The 22,834-nt window shown below is 37.3% G+C and carries 22 protein-coding genes and 1 riboswitch; of the genes, 10 read left to right on the top strand and 12 right to left on the bottom strand.

Annotation, left to right across the window (positions count from 1 at the left end):
* Positions 1 to 11 precede the first annotated feature (11 nt).
* Genes DV702_RS07180 through DV702_RS07190 form a run of 3 tightly spaced genes read right to left on the bottom strand, consistent with a single transcriptional unit; the run spans position 12 to position 2,555 of the window.
* A complete protein-coding gene (locus DV702_RS07180) occupies positions 12 to 917 on the bottom strand; it encodes an alpha/beta hydrolase (RefSeq protein ID WP_162805743.1) in 906 nt (301 codons plus the stop codon).
* Positions 918 to 923: 6 nt separating this feature from the next.
* On the bottom strand, positions 924 to 1,643 hold the full coding sequence (locus DV702_RS07185) for an alpha/beta fold hydrolase (RefSeq protein ID WP_114924157.1): 720 nt from the start codon (positions 1,641 to 1,643) through the stop codon (positions 924 to 926).
* A 60-nt stretch (positions 1,644 to 1,703) separates the two neighbouring features.
* On the bottom strand, positions 1,704 to 2,555 hold the full coding sequence (locus DV702_RS07190) for a beta-keto acid cleavage family enzyme (RefSeq protein ID WP_240315696.1): 852 nt from the start codon (positions 2,553 to 2,555) through the stop codon (positions 1,704 to 1,706).
* Positions 2,556 to 2,841: 286 nt separating this feature from the next.
* Between DV702_RS07190 and DV702_RS07195 the strand changes: the two genes are divergently transcribed.
* Entirely contained in the window at positions 2,842 to 3,618 is a 777-nt protein-coding gene (locus tag DV702_RS07195) for an enoyl-CoA hydratase-related protein (RefSeq protein ID WP_114924158.1), read from the top strand.
* 208 nt (positions 3,619 to 3,826) lie between these two features.
* On the opposite strand, the gene DV702_RS07200 is transcribed toward DV702_RS07195, so the two are convergent.
* A complete protein-coding gene (locus DV702_RS07200; protein WP_114924159.1) occupies positions 3,827 to 6,979 on the bottom strand; it encodes a hypothetical protein in 3,153 nt (1,050 codons plus the stop codon).
* Between the two features lie 252 nt (positions 6,980 to 7,231).
* Between DV702_RS07200 and DV702_RS07205 the strand changes: the two genes are divergently transcribed.
* On the top strand, positions 7,232 to 8,116 hold the full coding sequence (locus tag DV702_RS07205; RefSeq protein ID WP_114924160.1) for a fructose bisphosphate aldolase: 885 nt from the start codon (positions 7,232 to 7,234) through the stop codon (positions 8,114 to 8,116).
* A 290-nt stretch (positions 8,117 to 8,406) separates the two neighbouring features.
* On the opposite strand, the gene DV702_RS07210 is transcribed toward DV702_RS07205, so the two are convergent.
* Positions 8,407 to 9,453 carry an S-layer homology domain-containing protein gene (locus tag DV702_RS07210; protein ID WP_114924161.1) on the bottom strand — a complete coding sequence of 349 codons (1,047 nt, stop codon included), beginning with the start codon at positions 9,451 to 9,453 and terminating at the stop codon, positions 8,407 to 8,409.
* Between the two features lie 252 nt (positions 9,454 to 9,705).
* A riboswitch (purine riboswitch) is annotated at positions 9,706 to 9,805 on the top strand.
* Between the two features lie 51 nt (positions 9,806 to 9,856).
* Between DV702_RS07210 and DV702_RS07215 the strand changes: the two genes are divergently transcribed.
* The 4 genes from DV702_RS07215 (at position 9,857) to yfkAB (ending at position 13,897) form a co-directional block, all read left to right on the top strand.
* Positions 9,857 to 11,029: an MFS transporter gene (locus tag DV702_RS07215; RefSeq protein ID WP_114924162.1), complete on the top strand. Its 1,173-nt coding sequence runs from the start codon at positions 9,857 to 9,859 to the stop codon at positions 11,027 to 11,029.
* A 56-nt stretch (positions 11,030 to 11,085) separates the two neighbouring features.
* Positions 11,086 to 11,424: a DUF3784 domain-containing protein gene (locus DV702_RS07220; protein WP_114924163.1), complete on the top strand. Its 339-nt coding sequence runs from the start codon at positions 11,086 to 11,088 to the stop codon at positions 11,422 to 11,424.
* A gap of 388 nt (positions 11,425 to 11,812) precedes the next feature.
* Positions 11,813 to 12,778, top strand: a complete 966-nt coding sequence (locus DV702_RS07225; RefSeq protein WP_114924164.1) for a YecA family protein — start codon at positions 11,813 to 11,815, stop codon at positions 12,776 to 12,778.
* A gap of 21 nt (positions 12,779 to 12,799) precedes the next feature.
* Positions 12,800 to 13,897: a radical SAM/CxCxxxxC motif protein YfkAB gene (gene yfkAB, locus DV702_RS07230; protein ID WP_114924165.1), complete on the top strand. Its 1,098-nt coding sequence runs from the start codon at positions 12,800 to 12,802 to the stop codon at positions 13,895 to 13,897.
* A 38-nt stretch (positions 13,898 to 13,935) separates the two neighbouring features.
* Here yfkAB and DV702_RS07235 read toward each other — a convergent pair whose 3' ends face one another.
* From DV702_RS07235 to DV702_RS07250, 4 genes are all read right to left on the bottom strand, one after another.
* Complete coding sequence (locus tag DV702_RS07235; protein ID WP_114924166.1) at positions 13,936 to 14,721, bottom strand: MetQ/NlpA family ABC transporter substrate-binding protein; 786 nt, start codon at positions 14,719 to 14,721, stop codon at positions 13,936 to 13,938.
* Positions 14,722 to 14,849: 128 nt separating this feature from the next.
* Positions 14,850 to 15,290: a hypothetical protein gene (locus DV702_RS07240; protein ID WP_114924167.1), complete on the bottom strand. Its 441-nt coding sequence runs from the start codon at positions 15,288 to 15,290 to the stop codon at positions 14,850 to 14,852.
* Between the two features lie 8 nt (positions 15,291 to 15,298).
* Positions 15,299 to 15,631, bottom strand: a complete 333-nt coding sequence (locus tag DV702_RS07245) for an ASCH domain-containing protein (RefSeq protein ID WP_114924168.1) — start codon at positions 15,629 to 15,631, stop codon at positions 15,299 to 15,301.
* Positions 15,632 to 15,885: 254 nt separating this feature from the next.
* The gene (locus DV702_RS07250; protein ID WP_114924169.1) at positions 15,886 to 16,641 is read right to left on the bottom strand and encodes a FixH family protein; all 756 of its coding nucleotides are present in this window, start codon (positions 16,639 to 16,641) and stop codon (positions 15,886 to 15,888) included.
* Positions 16,642 to 16,795: 154 nt separating this feature from the next.
* On the opposite strand from DV702_RS07250, the gene DV702_RS07255 reads away from it, so the two are divergent.
* The 4 genes from DV702_RS07255 to DV702_RS07270 all read left to right on the top strand — a co-directional run bounded on the left by DV702_RS07255 (position 16,796) and on the right by DV702_RS07270 (position 19,858).
* Positions 16,796 to 17,473 carry a response regulator transcription factor gene (locus tag DV702_RS07255; protein ID WP_114924170.1) on the top strand — a complete coding sequence of 226 codons (678 nt, stop codon included), beginning with the start codon at positions 16,796 to 16,798 and terminating at the stop codon, positions 17,471 to 17,473.
* The gene (locus tag DV702_RS07260; protein ID WP_114924171.1) at positions 17,470 to 18,867 is read left to right on the top strand and encodes a sensor histidine kinase; all 1,398 of its coding nucleotides are present in this window, start codon (positions 17,470 to 17,472) and stop codon (positions 18,865 to 18,867) included. Before DV702_RS07255 ends, DV702_RS07260 begins: the two co-directional genes overlap by 4 nt.
* A gap of 1 nt (position 18,868) precedes the next feature.
* Positions 18,869 to 19,429 (top strand): SCO family protein, encoded by a 561-nt coding sequence (locus tag DV702_RS07265; RefSeq protein WP_240315697.1) that lies wholly within the window; start codon positions 18,869 to 18,871, stop codon positions 19,427 to 19,429.
* Between the two features lie 63 nt (positions 19,430 to 19,492).
* Positions 19,493 to 19,858 (top strand): hypothetical protein, encoded by a 366-nt coding sequence (locus DV702_RS07270; protein ID WP_162805744.1) that lies wholly within the window; start codon positions 19,493 to 19,495, stop codon positions 19,856 to 19,858.
* Positions 19,859 to 19,872: 14 nt separating this feature from the next.
* Here DV702_RS07270 and rlmN read toward each other — a convergent pair whose 3' ends face one another.
* The 3 genes from rlmN to DV702_RS07285 form a co-directional block, all read right to left on the bottom strand.
* Entirely contained in the window at positions 19,873 to 20,946 is a 1,074-nt protein-coding gene (rlmN, locus tag DV702_RS07275; protein ID WP_114924173.1) for a dual-specificity RNA methyltransferase RlmN, read from the bottom strand.
* A gap of 80 nt (positions 20,947 to 21,026) precedes the next feature.
* Positions 21,027 to 21,206, bottom strand: coding sequence for a hypothetical protein (locus tag DV702_RS07280; protein WP_114924174.1), 180 nt, complete (start codon positions 21,204 to 21,206; stop codon positions 21,027 to 21,029).
* A 96-nt stretch (positions 21,207 to 21,302) separates the two neighbouring features.
* The gene (locus DV702_RS07285) at positions 21,303 to 22,655 is read right to left on the bottom strand and encodes a cyclic 2,3-diphosphoglycerate synthase (protein WP_114924175.1); all 1,353 of its coding nucleotides are present in this window, start codon (positions 22,653 to 22,655) and stop codon (positions 21,303 to 21,305) included.
* Positions 22,656 to 22,834: the final 179 nt, after the last annotated feature.

Here is a 22,834-nt window from a genome sequence, read left to right on the forward strand (position 1 = left end):
TTATCCACTCCTTATAAATTATCCGAAAACCACTCTATAGCTGGTTGTACAGCTTTCTCGAACTCTTTTGTATATACATCAAAATGTCCGCCATCCAATAGTATAAGTTTTTTTGGTTCAAGAATTTTTTCAAACGCTTTTAATGTGATATCTGTTGGAGTAATAAAATCTTCTTTTGCAACTAGCAACAATACAGGTGTTGGACTTATTAACTCTAAATAGCTGGATATCTCATAACCGCGTACATTTTCAAGCGATCGTAGCGTAACTGCATTGACAAAATCAGGCGCTATATCAAAAGCTTCAGAATACCACTCAATTGCGTCTTGTGAAGGAAATACAGCACTCTCTCCTTCTTTCGTAGGAATAATCTGTAAAGTGACAGGTTCCTCACCTAACAATCGATTTTTTCTATCATCAGCAAACTGTTTAAAAAGTTTCTTTTGCTTTTCTCCATTACTTCTTCTAATTGCATTTTCAAATCCGCTAATAGTCGGAACTTGTGACACGACACATTTTACACGGTGATCGATTGCCCCGAGCACTAGACTATGCCCTCCACTAAAACTTGTTCCCCATACTCCAATTCGATCTGCGTCTACTTCTTTTAATGTGGAAACAAAAGTTATAGCATGACGATAATCTTCAATTTGTTGCCAAGGATTAATTTCTTGGCGTGGGGTTCCTTCGCTTTCACCAAAGCTTCGATTATCAAATAGTAAAACAGCAAAACCGTTCTGGGAGAATGCTTTGGCGAAGCGGTCAATATGCATTTCTTTTACTGCACCGAAACCATGGCTCATCACAATTGTGGGATATTTCTGCAGTTCATGTTCAGGTGTATAAAAATTTCCTTTAATCGATACACGATCGATTTCAAACTCCACTTTTCTTACATTTGATTTTTTGTGACACACGAACATTCACCCCTTCTTTATGATCATGTCGAATATCCAATTACGTAATTCATTTGCTATCTCTTCAGGCTGTTCCATAGGTAACATATGACCGCTTTTTGGTATTTCTATAAAATAAGAATGCTTTATTTCGCTAGATAATTCCTGCATTTTATCCGACGGAAATACTTGATCATCGCTACCTGCCATAATGAGTATCGGACCCTTATACTGTCGAAGAGCATACATACGATCTGGTCTTTCTATACTCGCTTGCTGATGCGCAATAAAATGATGTGCTCCGTAATCTTCTTGCATCTTCTTTCGTAAAGCTATAAATTCAGGTTTCTCACCATTGTCCTTATAAAAGAGCTTGCCTTTCTGACTGCTAATCATCTTTTCATACTCTCCCGCTTTTGCACGCTCAACAGCTTGAACTCTTGCTTTTTTTCTAGTCGTAGTATCCGACGAAGGAGAAGTTGCCATTAATATAAAACCTTCAATTCTTTCAGGCTCTTGGAGAAGCATGGATAGCGCTACAAATCCTCCAAAAGAAAAACCACAAAGGTAAAATGACTCTGGTAGTTCATTCAGCAATTCTTTACCGAGCTTATCAATGTTATTGATAGGTGGGCAGGTAATAGGATAACAATTAAATTCATCATCCAATTTCTTTACAACGCCATCCCATATGGCTGCTGTATTATTAAGGCCGGGAAGCAGAACAAGATTTTTTTTACATTCCATTTTATAAATCACCTGAAATTCTTATTTCATTATATTTATTTGTAAGCGCATTCAATTTTTTCACAATTTCATAGCTGATGCTGGTTTTAATTTCAAAATTTTTCTTGCATCTGCGGGTGTTGCTACTTCTCTACCGAACTCGTAAGATAAATTTCGCATTCTTTCAACAAATTCCGCATTAGATTTTGCCAAAACCCCAGGACGGATGTAAATATGGTCTTCCATACCAACACGAACATCGCCACCTAAGCCAATAGTCATCGAATTTAGTGTCATTTGATTTTGGAAAGCCACACATCCCCAGCTAGACCCTTCGGGAATAGTTTCTAATAAGTGAAGAAGATTTTTAGGTGTCGCCTGCATTCCACCATCAGATCCTAAGACAAGTTGAAAATGATAGGGTTTATCAATCAATCCTTCATCTGCAAGCTTTAATGCGTTATGAATCATCCCAGTATGAAAAACTTCAATTTCGGGACGGATATGATGTTTTTGCATACTACCAGCTAATTTCCGTAAAGTTTGGGGGCTATTCATAAAAACTATTTCCCCTAAATTTAACGAACCGGTATCCAAAGAAGCAAAATCCGGCTCTAATTCACAAAAAGCCATTCTTTCTTCATCCGTAATACCATGTTTACCTGAAGAGGTTAGGCTAATAATGATGTCATCACATTTTTCTTTAACGCGTTCCACGGTTTCACGATATAAATTGACATCCATTGAAGGTGATCCATCCGCTTCTCTCACATGTATATGAGCGATTGCCGCTCCTTCCTGATACGAGCGATATACTTCTTCTGCGATTTCTTTAGGAGTGATTGGCACGTAAGGAGTTTTTTGCCTTGTTGTGCTAATTCCAGTTGGAGCAACTGTGATGATTAGTTTCTCCATACTTTCGATAATATTCATATGATTTTCCTCCTTAAGTTGCTAAAAATTTATATACTATTCCCAAATAATCATTCCCTATACGGAAATGTAATCCGCTTATAGAAATAATATACCGGTGCTAAGTAAGAATGTCAATATAGAATTATCAGAATCCTATTAATTATTATTATTATTAATAAAGATAACTAAAATTAAAGTGATATTTAAAAGACGATATTTAATAATATCACTTTAATGTTCACAATTTTTTCGACACGTGCTATATTATGCATTAAATATGATCAAGTGAAAGGTTGTTTGAATTATGCAAAATATTAATTATGTATTAGAAAATTCGGTAGCTTATGTAACGTTGAATCGTCCATCCGCGATGAACGCATTGAACTTTCAACTACTTTGTGAGTTAGAACAAGTACTTGAAGACATTCGAATAGACTCGAGCATTCGTGCAGTTGTGTTCAGAGGGAACGGAGAAAAGGCTTTTAGTGCTGGTGCTGATTTAAAAGAACGTAAAACATTAACAGAAGCACAAGTACGTCGTAATGTTAATAAGATCGGTGAAGTATTTATATTAATAGATCATTTACCTCAACCGACTATTGCCGCTATTAATGGTATTGCATTAGGAGGTGGGATGGAGCTTGCATTAGCTTGTGATTTTCGGGTTGCGTCAGAATCTGCCATTTTAGGATTGACAGAAACTGGGCTTGGAATTATTCCGGGAGCTGGGGGTACACAAAGACTTCCTCGTTTAATTGGCGAGTCAAAAGCTTTAGAGCTTATTTTAACCGCAAAAAGAATGACAGCACAAGAAGCTCTAGATTACGGGGTAGTAACACAAATAACATCTGCTGATCAACTAGATAATAAAGTAGATACTCTTTTACAATCTTTACTCGCGAATGCACCTATCGCGATTCAACAAGCAAAATTTTCTATTAAACAAGGGATGAATACCGACTTACATACTGGACTTGCGATTGAAAGAAAAGCATACGAAATAACTTTGCCGACAGAAGACCGAATAGAAGCGCTAAAAGCATTTGCCGAAAAACGCAAACCTATATTTAAAGGGAAATAATAGATTGCAATAATACACCTTATATTAGTTTAAAAATGTTTTACGTAAGCATAAGCGCAACTTTAGCAGCATATCTTTGCTTGTCGCTTTTTTCCGTTCTGCTACATTCATACGTTCCAAAAGCAGTTACTAACAGCAACACGAAAAAGCGTAAAGGATGAAGGAGCCTTTACGCTTTTGTATGTTATATTCACACCTTATTTAATAATTACTTTCTCTCGAATGCTTTTTGCAAATAATCATAAGATTGTTTCAAACGTTCTTCATGAGTAGGCTCCTGCCAATTATTCCACGTATAACTTTTTAATGGATTCACTTTTTTTCGATCAATTTCGGGAAATGAATCGAGTACATTGCCATCTTTTGTAGTGAGCAACGCACCGATTTGAATACCATCAATGAATACGCTTGACTTTACTCCATCAATAGCAAGATCTCCTGTAAATTCTTTCTTACTTGGATCTTTTGCCTGCAGTAACATCCATGGTATACGTAACTCTAATAATCCATCTTTCATGCGGTAGTCTGTCAACGAATCGTATACAGGAGATTCCGGATTTCCATTACCTTCTTTTAATTTGCCTGTTTCGTAGGAACTAAATGGAATTAAAATATCTTCGTTCTTAATTAAATATTTTTTATTTAACGCGTAATGCATAGGTACAAACTGTCCAGTCAAATCTTTTTTCGCAGGATCTGGAACGAAACCTACATCTTTTCCATAATCATAATGAAATAAATCATAATGGGGATTAATTAGCATGCGCGAATTATTTCCTGTTATTTTCGCTATAAATTCTAATCCATTACTAAAACGTATACCATTCACACGTTCAATTTCCTTATTACCAATCTCAGGGATTGTATCAAAAACAATTATCGGAAACTCGTTAGTATTTACTTTTTCTTCGTCATAATCCAAACGGATATATAAATACGTTTCGTCGTGATCAACATATAGTCCTTTTAACGGCCCTTGCTTTTTCTCATAAATAGGCGATTTCGGCCAATCTTCTTTAGTGCCATCAATTTTAATTTTTAATGATTCAAAACTCATCAATCCAAACTTTTGTTCATTTGTCTGAATGTTTGACCAGAACGGACGTCTGTCGGGATTGTCATAGTCGGACGTATTCCATGTGCGTTTAAACCATTCATCTTGCCAAGAAAACACCAATCCCCCCATCATTTGCTCATGAAGTATATCCTCATATAAATGGGTTAAAGTTTCTCCTTGCTGAATTTCAGACATAAAACCTTGATTCCAACCAGAAGGGTTTTCATGTGCTTTACCGCGAGAAGCTGGAATTCCGAATTCTGCTATTAGCACCGGCATGCGATGAGCTGCATGTAAGTCTTTTAAATAGGCTGCATAGTTATTTTTCTTACCTCTAAAATCAATATACTCTCGGTACGTTTTCTCGTAGTTAATAAAATCGGGATAATAAGGATAGACGTGATAAGAAGCGAACTGACCTGCATTTTCCATTTCACCACGTGTGTAAATTAAATTAGGATTAACAGAAACGATATCTTCTTGACCCGACGCATCAGACGGATGATGCAATGGATCTGTCGTTACCCAGTTCACAAAACTCATCGGCCGGATTTGATTGTAGTTGTCCATTTCATATGTGACTAAAATATCCATCTGCTCTGCCAACCAGTATTCAAACGCCTGCGCACTCTTTGTTTCAAAGTACTTCCCTTCATATTCACCGAGAGACGAATGAATTTTATTTGTATTCTCTACCATAAATGGATACCATTCTATCCCTATCATCCAGGCTGTTACCCACTTGGAAATATCTGAATTATATATACCCGATGCATGACCAGGACGTGGCGGTACATTTGCATCGCCATGAATGACATCTACCAATTGTTTCATCTCTTTACGGAAGTCTTCCAAGTTTTCCTTTTCAAACGCATCTAATGACTCTTCTAAATTTTCTTCATTAATCCACACACCATGCATGACATATAGCGGTTGATCATGACCTTCATTATATGTTTTTAACGCATGATAAAAACCAGGCGGATGTAATGTGTACACTCGAATCGTATTGGAATTCATCTCGCCAATTTGTTGAAACCAGCGATAATATTCTTCTTCTGTAATCGCTGCCTCTCCAGGAAACGCCCCTGGCTTGCCCATACCAATGTTTACCCCTTTTATCGTCATTGGTGTCCATTCACCATTTTGCAACACTTCAAGATATCCTTCATTAATTCTGGAATCCATTTTCACCCCTGTTTGAATCGGCTCTTTTGTTAGTACTTCTTCCGTTTTACCAAATTGATTAAGTATAGCTTTCATCATAGGTATGAACGTTGACCAATAAAAAGAGTCATCGGATGTTCTATTTAATAGCTTGTAGATGTGTTCAATTCCCCTTGCTTTGTACAAATGAGGTGTCTGTTCCAAGCGATTAAAATTCCCTGCGAAATATAAATTTTCAGAAAGACCCTTCCTTTTTTGGATAACAGCATCAAATTGAGCAGGAATTCCTTTTTTCTCTAGCATTTGTTTTCCTTCCTCTGTTAAAGACCAATCATAGCGAGCAATTGATTGCCCGTCTTTAGCTGGAGTAACAATATCGAACCATGAGTTATATGGATGTGAGCCCGTTATGTTGTATACTTCTTTCGCTTTATCAGTAAACATTACGTCAATTTCTCCGCTAGAAACGTGCTTGTCCATCTCCAATAAGACAACTGAACCTTTCTCTTCATTAATCAATAGAAATCCTGCTCCCTCATATATCCATTGATCATTATATTTTTTTCGTATCCATTCGGGAATCTCCTTATTTTTTTGGGGATTTGCTACTTCGAAATAACGTCCTTTCCAGCCAGTCCAATCGACTCCCATTTGCTTCGTTACGAGAGTACGAACTTTTTCGGAAGTTGGAGATGAGATCGTATTGGATTCTGCTATAAAGAGTGAAGGTTCCTTTGTTTCCAGACGTCTTAAGATTCTTTGCCATTCTAATTCGTCTAACCCTCCACTTTCTTTGCTGTCAGTCGTTATAGAAGAGTTCTTTACCGTATTTGCCAAATAAATAACATCCATTTTTGTGTAGTCATTTAGTAACGGATAAAAATCTTTGTCGTTCTCTTCATCTATAAATGCACCGTAGAAGTCACGCGAAGGATCAAAAATTTTATTAGCAGGTGTTTTCACTTTAAAATGATTCAGTGCCCATGTAATTCCTCTATGATCTTCATATGACTCATCTACAGCAACTTTATTTATAATCGCTATATGTAAAGATTGACTCTTTCCAATGAACCATAATCCAAAAGGCAATAGCAAAATTAGCAGTAAAATGGGTAAGATTATATACGTTTTTCTCATATCACAACTCCTCTATATTACATTCAATCATTTCTCTCTTTACGTTATCTTATCAATGATTCATAGACGAAATATTATATTTATTATATCATATAACACGCCTTTTTAACTACTAATTTTAAATTTATACTTAAATCATAATAAGATGTGTGAGAATAGACCTATTTTACATATTAGCGATTTATTAACGCCTGATAAACAATTTATGCTAATATGTCAGAAGAGACAGACTATAATTAAGGAGTGGTAACTATGGATGAAAAACAACTCGATAAAGTTAAGAATGGCAAAGGATTTATTGCTGCACTTGATCAAAGTGGTGGAAGTACGCCTAAAGCTCTTTTAGCATATGGTGTGTTGGAAGATAGTTACGCTACTGAAGATGAAATGTTCACGCTCGTACACGATATGCGCACACGGATTATCACCTCCCCTGCATTTAATGCAAACCATATTCTTGGAGCCATTTTATTCGAACAAACAATGGATCGGGAAATCGAAGGAATGTATACAGCAGATTACTTAGCAGATAAAAAAGGAATTGTTCCTTTCCTGAAAATTGATAAAGGATTAGCAGAAGAAGAAAACGGTGTTCAATTAATGAAGCCAATCCATGATTTAGATGAGTTACTACAACGCGCAAAGGAACGCCATATTTTCGGAACAAAAATGCGCTCTGTAATTAAAGAACCAAATGAAGAAGGCATCCGAGCAATTGTTGATCAACAATTTGAAATCGGCAAGCAAATCATTGCGGCAGGACTTGTGCCGATCATCGAGCCTGAAGTAGATATTACTAGTGCAGATAAAGAAGCTTGTGAACACTTACTCAAAACAGAAATTCAAAAGCATATTGATCAGTTACATGACCATGAAAATGTTATGCTAAAACTGACGATTCCTACACAAGCGAACTTGTATAAAGAACTCATTGAGCATCCACGTGTTATTCGTGTAGTAGCACTTTCAGGTGGATACTCTACGGAAGTGGCCAATGATAAGTTAAAAGCAAATGATGGACTAATTGCAAGTTTTTCACGCGCACTAAGTCAAGATTTGAACGCAAACCAAACGGATGATGAATTCAACCAAGCACTAGAAACAGCAGTACAATCCATTTATGAAGCATCCATTTAATTTTTCATACCTATTGATTAACTATATTATGTATAATTCTCTCATTCATTTAGTTTATAACGATTTTAACTATGGCAGTTGGATGGAGTAAGGTTGACTTGAAGAGTCTTGCGGCTTGCGCTTCCAGACGATACTCTTTCCAGAGGGGGCGCCCCCTCTGGAAAGCGTCCGGATTCTCTCGAGAGAATCCTAAACGATATACTACCTCCACAACTACCGGTCAATTGCATCTCATTTCCAAATGCAATTCCTTTCTTTGAATAATCAACAAGCTTGCTTTTTTTATGACTTTATTTCAATAATGAATGAGGTAAATAAATTAAATTAGCCGTTGTACTTAATTCATCATCATTTACTGTTAATAATACTACATATCCTGTTTTATCCCACCCTGAACTAAAAGAGTATTCATTATCCGATTCATAATAAAAATCCTTGCCAAATTCCCGCCGCGCATTTTCACTAAGTTCACTATAAATCACAAACAACTCGTCTGACTCATGATACAGCTCTTCTCCATTCATAAAGTCATAACCAATAAATTGTAGTTTATTATTTTCAAAATAATAAATTAAATCCGTGCTGTAATTATATTTCGTTGTACTATAAATCAAAATTGTTGCATTGCCCTCTTTTTCTTCTACTACAAATACTGCCGGTGATTTTGATTCGATGCTTTTCACCTGTGTAGGATTCATACCAAAATGAATCCCCCTAGTTACTGTCACTGACTGAGAAGGTCTAAACGCAGGATCCATTGCTCTGGCGATAAAAGCTGCTATATGAGAACGAGTAAGTGTTTCGTTCGGTCTAAATGTACCATCGGGATATCCTGATGTAATACTTTCATAAACAAGTTTTCGAACTGCATTGTAAGCTGTAGAACCTTTTTTCACATCTTTAAATTGAATGTCTTTCTCTTTTGTTAATTTAAATCCATTAGCAATAAATGCAGCCATATGACCTCTCGTTACTTTTTGTGTTGGCTTAAATGTGCCATCTGGATATCCGTTAATAATTTTCGCTTGTACCGCAGAGTAAATATAGCCCGATGAATACCTAGTTGCAGGCACATCTTTAAATTTTGTTTTCTTCTTCGTTCCGTCGAGTCCCGTTGCTTTAGCTACCATAATCGCTACTTCTTCTCGCGTCACCTTGTCATTTAAACCAAAGCGCTTATTTGGCTCAATGATCTTATTCTCCAATAAATACATAATTGCTGTGTAATTTGGGTGATTTGTTGGAACATCTGCAAATACTTTGGACGCTGCTTCTGTTTTAGGTACTGGCGCTAACAGCAAAACAAGTGTAACGATTATTGCGAAATATCTTTTCATAGTGATCAACTCCTACTCCTTTATAATGTAGTTACTATAGCATGTACAACTGGATAATAGTTGAATATTTTTCTAGATACTGTATTAGTTATATAATTTTAAAACAGCTGAATTTATTTCTTTTTTTGCAAGTCTTTACACCTAGAAACTATAGTAAAGTTGATCTTACAAACGTATACAGTTTTCAATTTTCGACACAAGGTGTACAAGTCTTGCCAACGTATCAAATTCATGATAAATTGTACAATAGAAAATTTCATTACGGAAGCATGCTGTATAACCTCGATAATATGGTTCGAGGGTCTCTACCAGGAACCGTCAAATCCTGATTACAAAGTTTTTTGTAATCGGGATTTTTCTATGTTTTTCATTAAAACTGGTATTGTAGACTGGAGGAATTATTTTGGATGTACGTGTACTTTTATTAGCTATTTCAGCGATTACGGTCGGGCTTGTAGAACTTGTAGTAGGTGGGATCTTACCCGTAATCGCAGGTGATTTGAACGTTTCAATCGCTTCCGCAGGACAGTTAATTACAGTTTTCGCTCTTGTTTATGCCGTGGCGGGTCCCGTGTTACTATCATTAACAGCAAAGATTGAACGAAAAAAATTGTATTTGATCACACTTGGAATATTTTTAATCGGAAATATTTTGACGTATTTCAGCCCTACATTCAGCCTGATGATGCTAGCTCGTGTAGTCACAGCAGCCAGCGCAGCCTTAGTAATCGTGCTCGCCCTGACAATAACAGCGAGAATCGTTGCTCCAAAAGTTCGCGCCAAGGCACTCGGATATATTTATATGGGCATTAGCTCTTCACTAGTGCTTGGAGTACCGATCGGAATTGTCGTAACGAATGCTTTTGGCTGGCGATCGGTGTTTTTGGGAATTTCCGTGTTAACTGTCGGTTCTATCGTGCTGATTGCTAAGTTTTTAGAAAAGATCCCCGCAGGTCAAGTGCAGCCTTTGTCAGCACAGATTAAGGCGCTGGCGAATAAAAAGATTTTCTTCGCACATTTGGCGACAATGTTTATGTTAGCAGGTCATTACACAGTATATGCATATTTCACACCTTTCCTTGAAACAACGATGCAGTTAAGTCCGTATTGGATCAGTGTTTTTTATTTTCTATTCGGTATTGCCGCTGTCGGTGGAGGTGCGTTTGGTGGCGGATTAGCTTCGCGACTAGGTTCTAAGAAAAGTATCTTAATTATTTTAGGTGCATTCGCGATCAGCTTGTTTGCTCTGCCTTATTCAACATTTTCTACCCCGTTATTTATTGTATTTATGATGATCTGGGGTGGCTTGAGTTGGGCATTAGCTCCAGCACAACAAGATTATATTATTCAAAGTGATCCAGTGTCTTCGGATATTCACCAAAGTTTTAATAATTCCGCGCTCCAAGTCGGTATTGCGCTCGGATCGGGTGTTGGTGGTTTAGCTTTTAGTCAAACCGGAAGCGTGACGATGATGCCCGCTATTGGTGGAAGCATTGTCATTATCGCATTCATTTGTGCGTTCATTTCACTACGAATAGGTGTTCAAAAGAGAAGTCAGCAAGTAGTTTCACAATAATGTAGAATGGAGTCAACATGAAGTTGACTCTATTTTTTTGAAAGCAGGGATTTCAAATGATGGGTTTAGTAATCAATATAGGGGTCATGATCGCTTTCATCATATATGGTGTGATATTGTCGAAAGGAAAAGGAGCTTCGTTGCTGTCGGGGTATAATACGATGCCGTTAGAGAAGAAAGCGAAAGTTAATGAGATAGCTTTATGCAAGTTTATGGCGAAAATCATGTTTGCTCTTGCGTTTTGTGTAGCGTTATTTGCATTAAGTGAGTGGTTGGAACGAGATCTATTATTTCTTATAGGATTAGCATTATTTTTCATCATCATTGGATTCGCCATCACGTACGCAAACACGAGCGATCGATTTAAAAAGAAAAGAAACTATAAAAAACTCTGAAAGTAGAACGCTTTTTATATAGCAGCTAGTTGTTATAACGCGTTCAACACAGATTGAAGGAACTCTAGATCTAGATTTTTATTTTCTAAAGTTTCATCTGCCAGTTCTTTTAGTGAAGATTGAAGTACAACCTTTACTAATAACTACGGTTAGTGAATCAATGAAAACGTCAAAGTTAATTTTATAGTAAGTATGCTAGATCGAATTATTCTGTTCGATTCAGTATATTTATTTTATGTTCCAATGTATCTAAGTCATATACGTTGAGGTATTGCAATATATAGTCTTTGGGCGTTGATTTGATCATTCTTTATTCAAATCCAATGCGAATTTCACTGCTGTTTGGTACACTAGACTATGTGCTAATTTGATAAAGGGAAGTGTAATAATGGTAGGTAGAAATGAACCATGCCCGTGCGGTAGTGGCAAGAAGTATAAAAAGTGCTGTGAATCGAAGCAAGCTATAACAGTTGAAGACGTACAAACAGAAGAAATGGAACGTCTATTGCAGACATTTTACGATACTCATCCTGAACGTGTAGATGTGAAAGAGTTTATAGAGTACTCGGAGACCTGGAAATCTTCATTAAACCAATACTTACCAGAAGAAATCATCCAAACTATAGCGCTGGATGAGTTTTTCTTTCATGAGCGGAAAGATATTTGGACAAATTATCTTTCAAAACAAAAGAAAAAACAAGTGCGTCCTTCTATTTTAGAATTGCTTGATTTATGGGATGATCCACGTGTATTCATTGGTGAAGTAACGGCAGTCGGCAATACATATTTAACTGCTACAAGTATTCTTGGTGACGAAACTATTCAGTTATGGAAAGAAAGTGATAAGCCCGTCCCTGCTGGTGTTCATTTTTATTGTTTCCTATTACCAGATGGTACTTCAATAGGTAATAATTTAGCAGTGTCTAGTTTAATCTTTTTCCCCACAGATCATACAGAAGCTATTAAAAATTTTGCGAAGTCAATTTCAAGTAAACAAATGAAAGATCACACATTGCAATTTTGGGAAGTGCTTGGGGCAGACGGTTACAGCGGAGGAGAATTTACAGAATTTGAAGCTGGCGTCCTATTATCAGCTCAAGAGTTTCTAGATACGAATGATCGTTCTTCTGCTACGTTACTTGAAATAGTAGAAGACTTCTTAGTGGACGAACAGCCAAAAGCACGTAAAATGATGGCCATTGCGGCAGGCGCTATTCGTTACGGTCAAGAAAATGATTACTTTACACCTCTTGATATGACATTAAAAGAAATTGCGGAAGCATTCGATGTATCTCCTTCCTCAATGAATAAGTATGCTAAAGAGATTGCACAGTATGTGAGCGATAAGAAGTAAAAAGAGTTAGGAGTTTGAAAGATGGTATTATCACAACCTAAAATAGTAGATCCTTGGGAAGCCTATAATGATGTCGACCTTTACGGAAAACAAGTATTATCAAGCATTGAATTCACAACTACCTATTTATGCAATATGCGTTGTGAACACTGTGCTGTCGGATACATGTTACAACCAAAAGATCCACAGGCATTACCGATTGAGCTATTGTTAGAAAGACTTGATGAAATCCCTCGATTGCGGACGATTAGTCTAACAGGCGGAGAGCCCATGTTTTCAAAAAAATCAGTTGAGAATTATGTAGCGCCCTTATTAAAATATGCACATGCGAATGGAATTAAAACGCAAATAAATTCAAATTTAACGATGCCTTTCGAACGGTATGAACGGATTGCACCCTATTTGGATGTTCTGCATATCTCTCATAATTGGGGCACTATTGATGATTTCATCGACGGAGGATTTGCGATGATGGAACGCAAGCCTCCACGTGCCCGTCGAGCTGAACAGTTTGAACGAATGATTGAAAATAGTAGAACGCTATCCGAAATGGGTGTGATGGTCTCTGCTGAAACGATGCTAAACGGTCGCACGTTACCACATTTGCAGACGATTCATCAGCAAATCGTACATGAAATGAAGTGCGGTCGCCATGAAATACACCCGATGTATCCAAGTGATTTTGCCTCTGCACTGGAAGTTCTTTCATTAGACGAAACACGTCAAGCTATGTTTGATATATTGTCATTCCGTGATCCAAATACATGGATGCTGTTTGGAACATTACCTTTTTACCATTGCAGTCAAGATCCCGAAGATAAGAAATTATTTACGAAACTTGCCGAAAGTAAAAATGTTACAGTACGGAATGATCCGGACGGTCGATCACGCTTAAATGTTAATATATTTACAGGAGATGTAATTGTTACAGACTTTGGTGACGTGCCTCCCCTCGGTACTATTCAACAAGATCACTTACCTGCTTTATATGATAAGTGGCAACAACATGAACTTGCAAAAAGTGTCAGTTGTCATTGTCCAGCTGTACGTTGTTTAGGGCCAAATTTATTAGTTAAAAATGCATATTATTCCGATGTCGATTTTTTAAAAAGACAATAGTAAAAACACCGTATGACCCAAATTGGCCATACGGTGTTTTATTTTCCAAAACCTTGAAAATGTTTATCGATCGATTGCTTGAATGTCTCCGATTGCACTGCTTCGTTTAACGCTTTTGCAAAATCTTGATCTTTGTCTTCTTCATTCACAGCTATAATATAGTTCAACTCTTCATTCAGTTGTTCTCTTGCTAACGCATCATCCAATTCCATTTCGTTTACAATAATATAATTATCGGGGATAATAGCTAAATTTCCGCTTGCTAATGAAGCGATGAGCTGTGCTGTTAACACTGGTTGAATTTGAAGATTCTTCGGATTACTATCGATATTCGATTCGTTCACAGTATAAGTAGATGCCCCCTCATTCAAGGATAGTAGCCCTTGATGCTCGAGGAGATGTAGAGCTCTCGCTGTACCTAGTTCATCATTCGGAATAGTAATCCATGCCCCATTGGGAATATCATCAATTGATGTTAGCTCATTTGAGTAGATTCCTAATCCAACACTCGGAATGTCTGTTAATGCTACAATCGGTAAGTTTTCATGTTGTTTCGCTTGGTCTAAATAGAGACGTTGTTGAAACATATTGGCATCAATTTCACCTTTCACCAATTCTTCATTTGGTGTAACAAAATCTACATATTTTTTAACTTCTATTTTATAGCCTAGTTCTTTCAAGGCAGGTGCAAGTGCTTGATCAATTACTTTTGCATATAGCCCTTCAGTCGTTCCCATGACAATTGTTTTTTCATCATTTTTAGGATTACATGCCGTCAGTAATAAACTGAGCACTATAAACAAACCAAATACTCTCATTTTCATCGTGTTCACTCGTTCCTTTCAAATACTACTATATCTCATAATATTCGTTGCTGTTTTTACTGTCAAACGGAATCTTCCATAAAAAAAGATGTGTAGCTGTGTACACATCTTTTTTTGTTTTGCACTATTTACCAAACTACGGGTTTTTGTACCATTAACCATAACATGACTAGCATTAGACTAATGTAGATCCATGCGGTTTTGTGTAATTTCGTAATAATTACCTCTTTCTCATGACCTGATTCATGAAATTTCTTTAATACTACTGAAAAGCCAGTAGCTAAGAAAAATCCTGAAACTAGCATGACCGCCAACGTGAGAATGACCCACGATGTATACCATGGCCATGGACCAGATAAGAGTAATAAGATTCCTGAAACGACAAGTACATGACCCGCGTGCATGACGAGACGGATAATCACTCGGATGAATGCCAAATAAATGTCTTCCGCTTCAGCAGTTGCCGTACGTAGTCGACGAATCAATGGAAGTAAGAGAAATAAAGGTCCAACTGAAATGACTGCCGATACTACGTGTGCAAAAACAACCGCCCCGTAATAGAACTTCATCTATTACATCATTTCTGTACTGGGCTGTATTCGTGCACCCATACTTTCATCTGTGGAAGCCATGGCATTTTGTCGTGGATAGAAAGCATCGCTTGTTTATACTCTTCGACTGTTTCATGTCCTTCTGCTTTCGCATCTTCATCTGTAAGTTCACCAAGTGTTTGAACATACAGTTTATCGACTTCAAAGTCTTGACCTTGTAATGTCATCGTTTCACCTGGATATGCGTATACGCCGTTTCTTCTAGTTTGCCACTTTTCACCATCAAGTACTTTTTGCACGTCTTCTGGAATCGTTACAAGTAATTCGATGGAACAAGTTTTTTTAGGATATTCTGTCATCGTTACACTCCTCAAATGTTAGTAATCTTACACTTCTATTAGTGTAACGCTTTTCGACATGTATTTCGAGTTTTAGATTTGGGTTGCTATGTTTTCTATGAGGAAGTTGTGAAAAATATGGACACGAGATGTTTTGGTGAATTTGGATGCAGGGCTATGAGCGGACGCGCTACTTCTATAAGCGCAATGCGTCCACTGAGTAAAACTATACAAGAATGCCTATTTACTACATTAGTAAATAGGCATTTTTGTAATTATTTCACTTCTATTGTATGATCTTCATGTTCATGAATGGTATCGTTTTCGATATGAATAGTTACTGTATACGTTCCAGCAGATTCGAATGAATGATTAGCTGTATACTCGCCTGGCTTAGTCTCCTCCGTTTCGACCCATTGAACATCATGAGCAGAATTTGCGATCTCATAGCGAATCTTTGTCTGTTCAAGTGCTTTTCCTTCCAATTGAACATGTGTCATTAACTCAGTTTTCTCACTTACTTGCACTTCTTTAGGTTGCATGAAATGTACAGATAAGCCTTCCGTTGACTCGTGATGATGATCATCTGTTGCGTCACGACTTTCATGTACTTCTGCTTGATCTGAAGCGACCGCATCGCCTATTTGAATTTTTTTCTCTGGCATGACATGCATTTCACGTGCAGTTACATGAACTTGTACATGATAGATTCCGTCTGATTCAAATGTTGTTTCAGCCGAATAAATTCCTTCCTTATCATTCGTCGTTTCTACGTGAATACTGTCGTCTTTTTTACCTTCTAGCCAAATTTCGTACTCGACTTCTGTAGCATCTTCTACTTTTTCTTCACCTTGAGTTACGAGCGTCGTTAATGTAACAGGTGCCATAACGTCTGCTGATTCGGGTACTGTTAGTTCTACCTCAATTGGTTCTGGCAATGCTGCTTCTGTCGGTACTTCATCTTCCTGTCCGCAAGCTGTAAGAAAAGCAGTTAGCGTAACTCCTGCCACTAAAATTCCAAAACGTTTCATATTTTCATTCTCCTATCTATTAGTTTAACTGTTATGATTATAAAATATGAATGAGAAATTTTAATGAAGTTTCAACAACTTTTTGAAACTTCATTCGGAGTTCACAAGTTTTCAGCAAAATAGAAATATAGATTGATCGAAAAGAGGAATCTCCATGAATTATACAATATTGGTTATAGATGATGAATCACAAATGCGAGAGTTGATACGCATGATATTAGAAGATGCAGATTACAGCGTGCTAGAAGCAAGCGATGGAATTCAGGCATTGACTGTTTTGAAAGAGCATACAGTTGATTTGTGTATTGTCGATGTCATGATGCCCTATATGGATGGGTTTACATTTGCCGAACAGGTAAAGCGAACATCTTCTGTTCCATTAATCTTCTTGTCCGCACGCGGCGAAGAATGGGATAAAGTGCAAGGATTGAAAATAGGCGGTGATGATTATATCGTAAAACCGTTCCTACCTAGCGAACTTATAGCACGTATTGAAGCCGTATTACGTAGAACTTACCGGCATACCCCCGATCCTACTATTTTGCAGGCTGGTCCACTAACGATCAATGAAGATTCTTATACTGCACAACTCGCTGGGAAGCCGCTGAATCTGACATTGAAAGAATTCGGTTTATTATTATTACTCGTCAAAAATAAAGGCCGGGCGTATTCACGAGAACAATTACTTGAACTAGTATGGGGTGATGATCATCAAAGTAGCGAACGGACGATAGATACACATGTGAAAACCTTGCGACTAAAGCTTGGCGATGCAGGAAAGATGATTGAAACCGTTTGGGGTATAGGGTATAAACTTGAGGAAGCTGAATGAAAAACTTGACTCTGAGCAAAAAGATGCTGCTCGTCTTCGTTGGCAGCATTGCCTGTACTATACTCTTTTCTTTCTTTTTCATACATTACTTATACACAGACTTATATAAAGAACGAATTAAGCAATCGATAATTTATCAAGGGAATCGAACAGCTGCTCATTACCATTATGGCGAACTAAGTGATTCCATAATAGAAAAAATTCAATGGTATAATATCGTTTCAGAATATGAAATTATCGTCGTTGATCGACTGGATGATTTAACATCATACTTCCCCTACCAGCTCGATTTTCAGGCACTTGTTGATGAAAATGATGAAAAGATATTAGAAACTGGCCAGCCTGTCATGAAAGAAGGCTACGTGAAAGAATTAAACCGAGAAATATTTGGTGGAATTTTTCCGATTAAAGGGGAAAACGGGTTAATCGGATTCATCTATATTTATGTCCCGCTAGCTGCCATTAAAGATGTGTTTGGAGATAGTTTACCAATCATGATTCTTGTTGGTATTACGTTCTTCGTTATTTTATTTTTAATTTTGCAGAAAGTATGGCGTTCTTTATTCGAGCCGCTAAAAACTTTGCAAACATATTCTGAACGTGTTTCTAAAGGGGACTATTCTAACCGTTTAGAAACACGTTCTGATGAAATAGGAAAGCTTATAGCGGCTTTTAACATGATGAGCTATTCATTGGCCGAGCAAGAACAACGTAAAAAAGAATTCACATCGAATATCGTGCATGAACTACGAACACCACTTACGTATATTAGTGGATACGCACAACTTTCACGTGAGAAAATGGATGTCAGTCCTGATGATGTGAAACAATATTTATCGACAATCGAGAAGGAAACGGAACGCTTAAAGAAGCTGATCCATGATTTAGTTGAACTGAATTATTTGGAGCAAGATTTTTATTCACTTGAAAATGAACCGATTGCATTAGCTCAATTGTTACTCGATACGGTAGATCTTTTTGCAATTCGATTAAAAGAAAAAGACATTCAATGGCAACTGACGATTGATGAGGAAATCATTATGCAGGGTGATCCAAAACGCCTGCAACAAGTATTTTATAATACAATTGATAATGCTGTAAAATATGCTGAACAATCTATTGACGTTATGTTATCTGCGACCGGTCAATTTATCACGTATCAAATTACGAATGACGGTGTGACGATTGGAGACGAAGATGTTGCGCGTATAGGAGAACGTTTTTTCCGCACAGATAAAGCACGTAATCGAACGACTGGTGGGACAGGTTTGGGATTGGCCATCGTTAAAGAGATTGTGCGTTTGCATAATGGATCCTTGGAAGTATCTACTACGTGTACTGAAACGATAGTACGTATAGAGTTCCCTATTTCAATTGAAAGGAGTGAAGGTTGAGATGGAACGGCTTATTCCTCTTCTGTTTGCGTTGCTTATCATAACTGCTGGTTGCAGTGAACCACTTGAACGCGGAAAGCAAGTCCGGGATTTTACCTTCATTGATCAAAACAGCCACTCATTTGGCAAAGAGCAAGTAGTGGGCACACCTTGGATTGCGAATTTTGTGTTTACAAATTGTACAACGATCTGTCCGACCCTGACGAGTGAAATGGCCGGACTGCAAGAGTTATTGAAACAGCAAGGCTTGAATGTGCAATTCGTCTCTTTCTCTGTTGATCCTGAAGTAGATTCTCCTGAAGTACTTAAAGAATATATCGCGAAATTTACTGACGATGAAAACAATTGGCACTTGCTGACAGGTTATACGCAACAGGAAATCGAAGCGTTTGCGAGAGAAGAATTTCAAACATTTGTACTTAAACATGACTCTTCCACACAAGTAGTGCATGGAACAAATTTTTATTTATTGGATAGAGAAGGGTTTATTCGTAAAGAATATAACTTTTCAAATGAATCCTATCAGAAAGAATTACTCGCGGATTTAAAGCAGCTCAACTAATAGGTAACGCGTGGACGACTCATTCAAATTCCGCTATACTAAGAGAGAAAGCAGGTGTACGTGTTGGATTCTCGTTATTGGAAAGTCGGTTTTTTCACCGCGTTGACTTCATTCGTTTTGCTCATTATCGGAGTACGAACAGTGCTAGGTCATGAGCTCATTATCAACAACTATTTGTCATTTGCGGTATTTGGACTGATTGTCGGTATTGTCAGTTCCCTCTTATTATTTTATCAACTACATATTGCATTTAAAATGTTCATGGTTGTTCTTGTAGTAGCGTTTGCGGAGATGTTCAGAAGCTTCATATTTATGGATAATGAGTTTTCAGAAGCGATTGGTATTTTGTCATTATTCATCATTTCATCATTCGGACTGGCAATTTCTGTTATTGTTCAGTTCCTAATTAAGTTACTTCGCAAAAACTAACAGCCAGCAGGAGATCATTCTCCTGCTGGCTGTTTTTTTGTTTTGATTTGCTTACTGCGTAATTGACCACAAGCTGCATCAATATCTGTACCATTCTCCAGGCGGACTCCGCAATGGATCCCCTTACGTCTTAACACTTCATAGAATGATTTAATCGCTTCTGGTTCACTCCGCTGGTATTGACCATGCTCATCTACTGGATTGTAGGGAATTAAGTTAACATATGATAAGTGACGTTTGTCTGCAAGAAGTCTGCCCAATTCCTCCGCTTCTTTGACATGATCATTTACATCGCGCAATAAAATATATTCAAATGTAATCCGGCGATTCGTCGTTTCCAAGTAGTAGTTAATAGAATCCATAAGCTTTTCGATTGGAAATGCTTTGTTGATCTTCATAATTTGTGAGCGTAACTCATTATTTGGTGCGTGTAATGATACGGCTAAATTCACTTGAAGATTTTCATTCGCAAAGTCTTTAATCTTTTCAGTCAGTCCACTTGTAGACACGGTTATATGACGTGCCCCGATGCACAGACCTTTTTGGTCGTTGACGACATGAAGGAAATTCATCAAATGCGTATAGTTGTCAAATGGTTCACCGATTCCCATTACAACAATGTGGCTGACGCGTTCATCTTCACCTTTAGCATCTAGATGTTCTTGAACTTTCATAATTTGACCCACGATTTCTCCAGCCGTCAAATCACGGCTTTTACGCAATAAACCACTGGCACAAAAACTGCACCCGATATTACATCCTACTTGTGTCGTAACACAAACTGAATTACCGTATGGAAATTTCATTAACACCGTTTCAATTAAATTGCCATCAGTCATTTTGAACAAAAACTTCACGGTGCCGTCTTGTGAAACTTGCTTTACTTCTTGTTCTAGCGTTTGGATCGTAAAGTGTTCACTTAATAAGTCGCGTGTTTCTTTATTAATATTATTCATTTCATCGAATGATAAGACACGCTTTTTATAAAGCCAATCCCACACTTGTGTCGCGCGAAACTTCTTTTGTCCTTGTTCTATAAAAAAGTTGGATAATTGATCCATTGTTAACCCGTATATAGATGGTTTCATTTATATTCTAGCCTCATTTCGAAAATTGCAATCCTGATATTATACTACAGGATTGCTTAAAAAGGAACAACTGATTCGGTTTACTGATTTTGTTTTATATCTTTATCTGTTTTCAGCTTCAAATAGAAGGCAAAAAGATTTAGCAGTGCAAGTACAATGAAAAAGATTCCCATTCCTGTATGGCCAGTAGAAATTCTGTCATATGCAAAGAATGCCATCACAAGTCCTATGATTAGATCAATAATTTTTGAATTAAACACGATGTCCCCTCCTAAGTCTCTACTCGTAGTATAGCAGAAAAACGCACCCGTTACCGAATTTTCATTCGAAACGAGTGCGCTGACAGTTAACTTTACTTATACATTTGTAGTTGATAAATTATGCTTTTGGATGAAATCTGCTAACACTGTTTCTAGATTAGGACTTCCGACTTCATCTAAGTCATAATAGACACGCGTACATGGTTTGTTAATGTTAATGACACGGGACAGATCCATTGGTGTGCCAATAATTACAGCATCTACATCCGCTGCGTTGATTGTTTCTTCAAGATCTTTCAATTGTTGCTCACCGTAACCCATAGCAGGTAAGATATTTTCAATATGTTGATATTTATCAAAAGTTGTGATTAAGCTACCTACTGCATATGGACGTGGATCTACAATTTCCGCTGCGCCTAGACGTTGTGCTGCGATTACTCCTGCACCTAATTTCATTTCACCGTGTGTTAATGTAGGGCCATCTTCTACGATCAATACACGCTTACCTTTAATGATTTCAGGACTATCCACTGTGATTTTAGATTCTGCTTTAATAATCGTACTATTAGGTGCTGCAAACTTAATATTATTTTCGACTGTTTGAATCGCTTCTTCAGATGCACTATCAATTTTATTAATAATAGAAACATCTGTTGTACGCAAGCACACTTCACCTGGATAGTATTTTAATTCGTGGCCTGGACGATGTGGATCAAGAACTGTAATTGCTAAATCTGGCTCGTAGAATGAAAAGTCATTGTTTCCACCATCCCAAAGGATTACGTCACAGCCATCCGGATCATTTTCAGCAGCATCTAAAATATCTTGATAGTCAACGCCTGCATAAATAATGTTACCGCGATCAACATGTGGCTCATACTCTTCCATCTCTTCAATTGTACACTTATGCTTTTTGAAATCTTCTACTGTCGCATAACGTTGAACACGTTGTGCTGCTAAGTCGCCATACGGCATAGGGTGACGAATTGCGACTACTTTTAAATCATGCTCCAGCAATGTTTCGATAATTTTACGGGAAGTTTGACTTTTTCCTGTTCCTGTTCTAACGGCACAAACGGAAATGACCGGCTTATTACTCTTGATCATAGTTGATTTTGAACCAAGCAATGTGAAGTTCGCGCCTGCTGCATTGACAATCGCACCGATTCCCATAACTTTTTCATAGCTAAGATCACTGTATGAAAATACGCATTCATCTACTTTTAGTTCTTTAATTAACTCTGGCAATTGCTCTTGCGAAAAAATCGGAATACCTTCAGGATATAATTCACCCGCAAGTTCAGCCGGATATTTACGTCCATCAATATCCGGGATTTGTGTTGCTGTAAAGGCAACTACATTATATTCTTCTTTATTACGATAATATGTATTAAAGTTGTGGAAATCTCGTCCTGCTGCACCAATGATAATTATATTTTTTGTTTTCATAAATTTTATCTCTCCAATCGAACTTCTTTTTATTATTATAAGTCACTATGTATAAAAATACAATAGGTATTTTTAAAAAATAGAATCTTGCTTACTTAAACTTCTGTAATATCGACGATAGTTGTCTGAAGTGTTTATTTAACTGCTATTTCTGTCATATTATTGATAAATAGAAAAAT

Origin of the sequence: Sporosarcina sp. PTS2304 (genome assembly GCF_003351785.1) — a bacterium.
In the GTDB taxonomy this organism is placed as follows: Bacteria; Bacillota; Bacilli; order Bacillales_A; family Planococcaceae; genus Sporosarcina.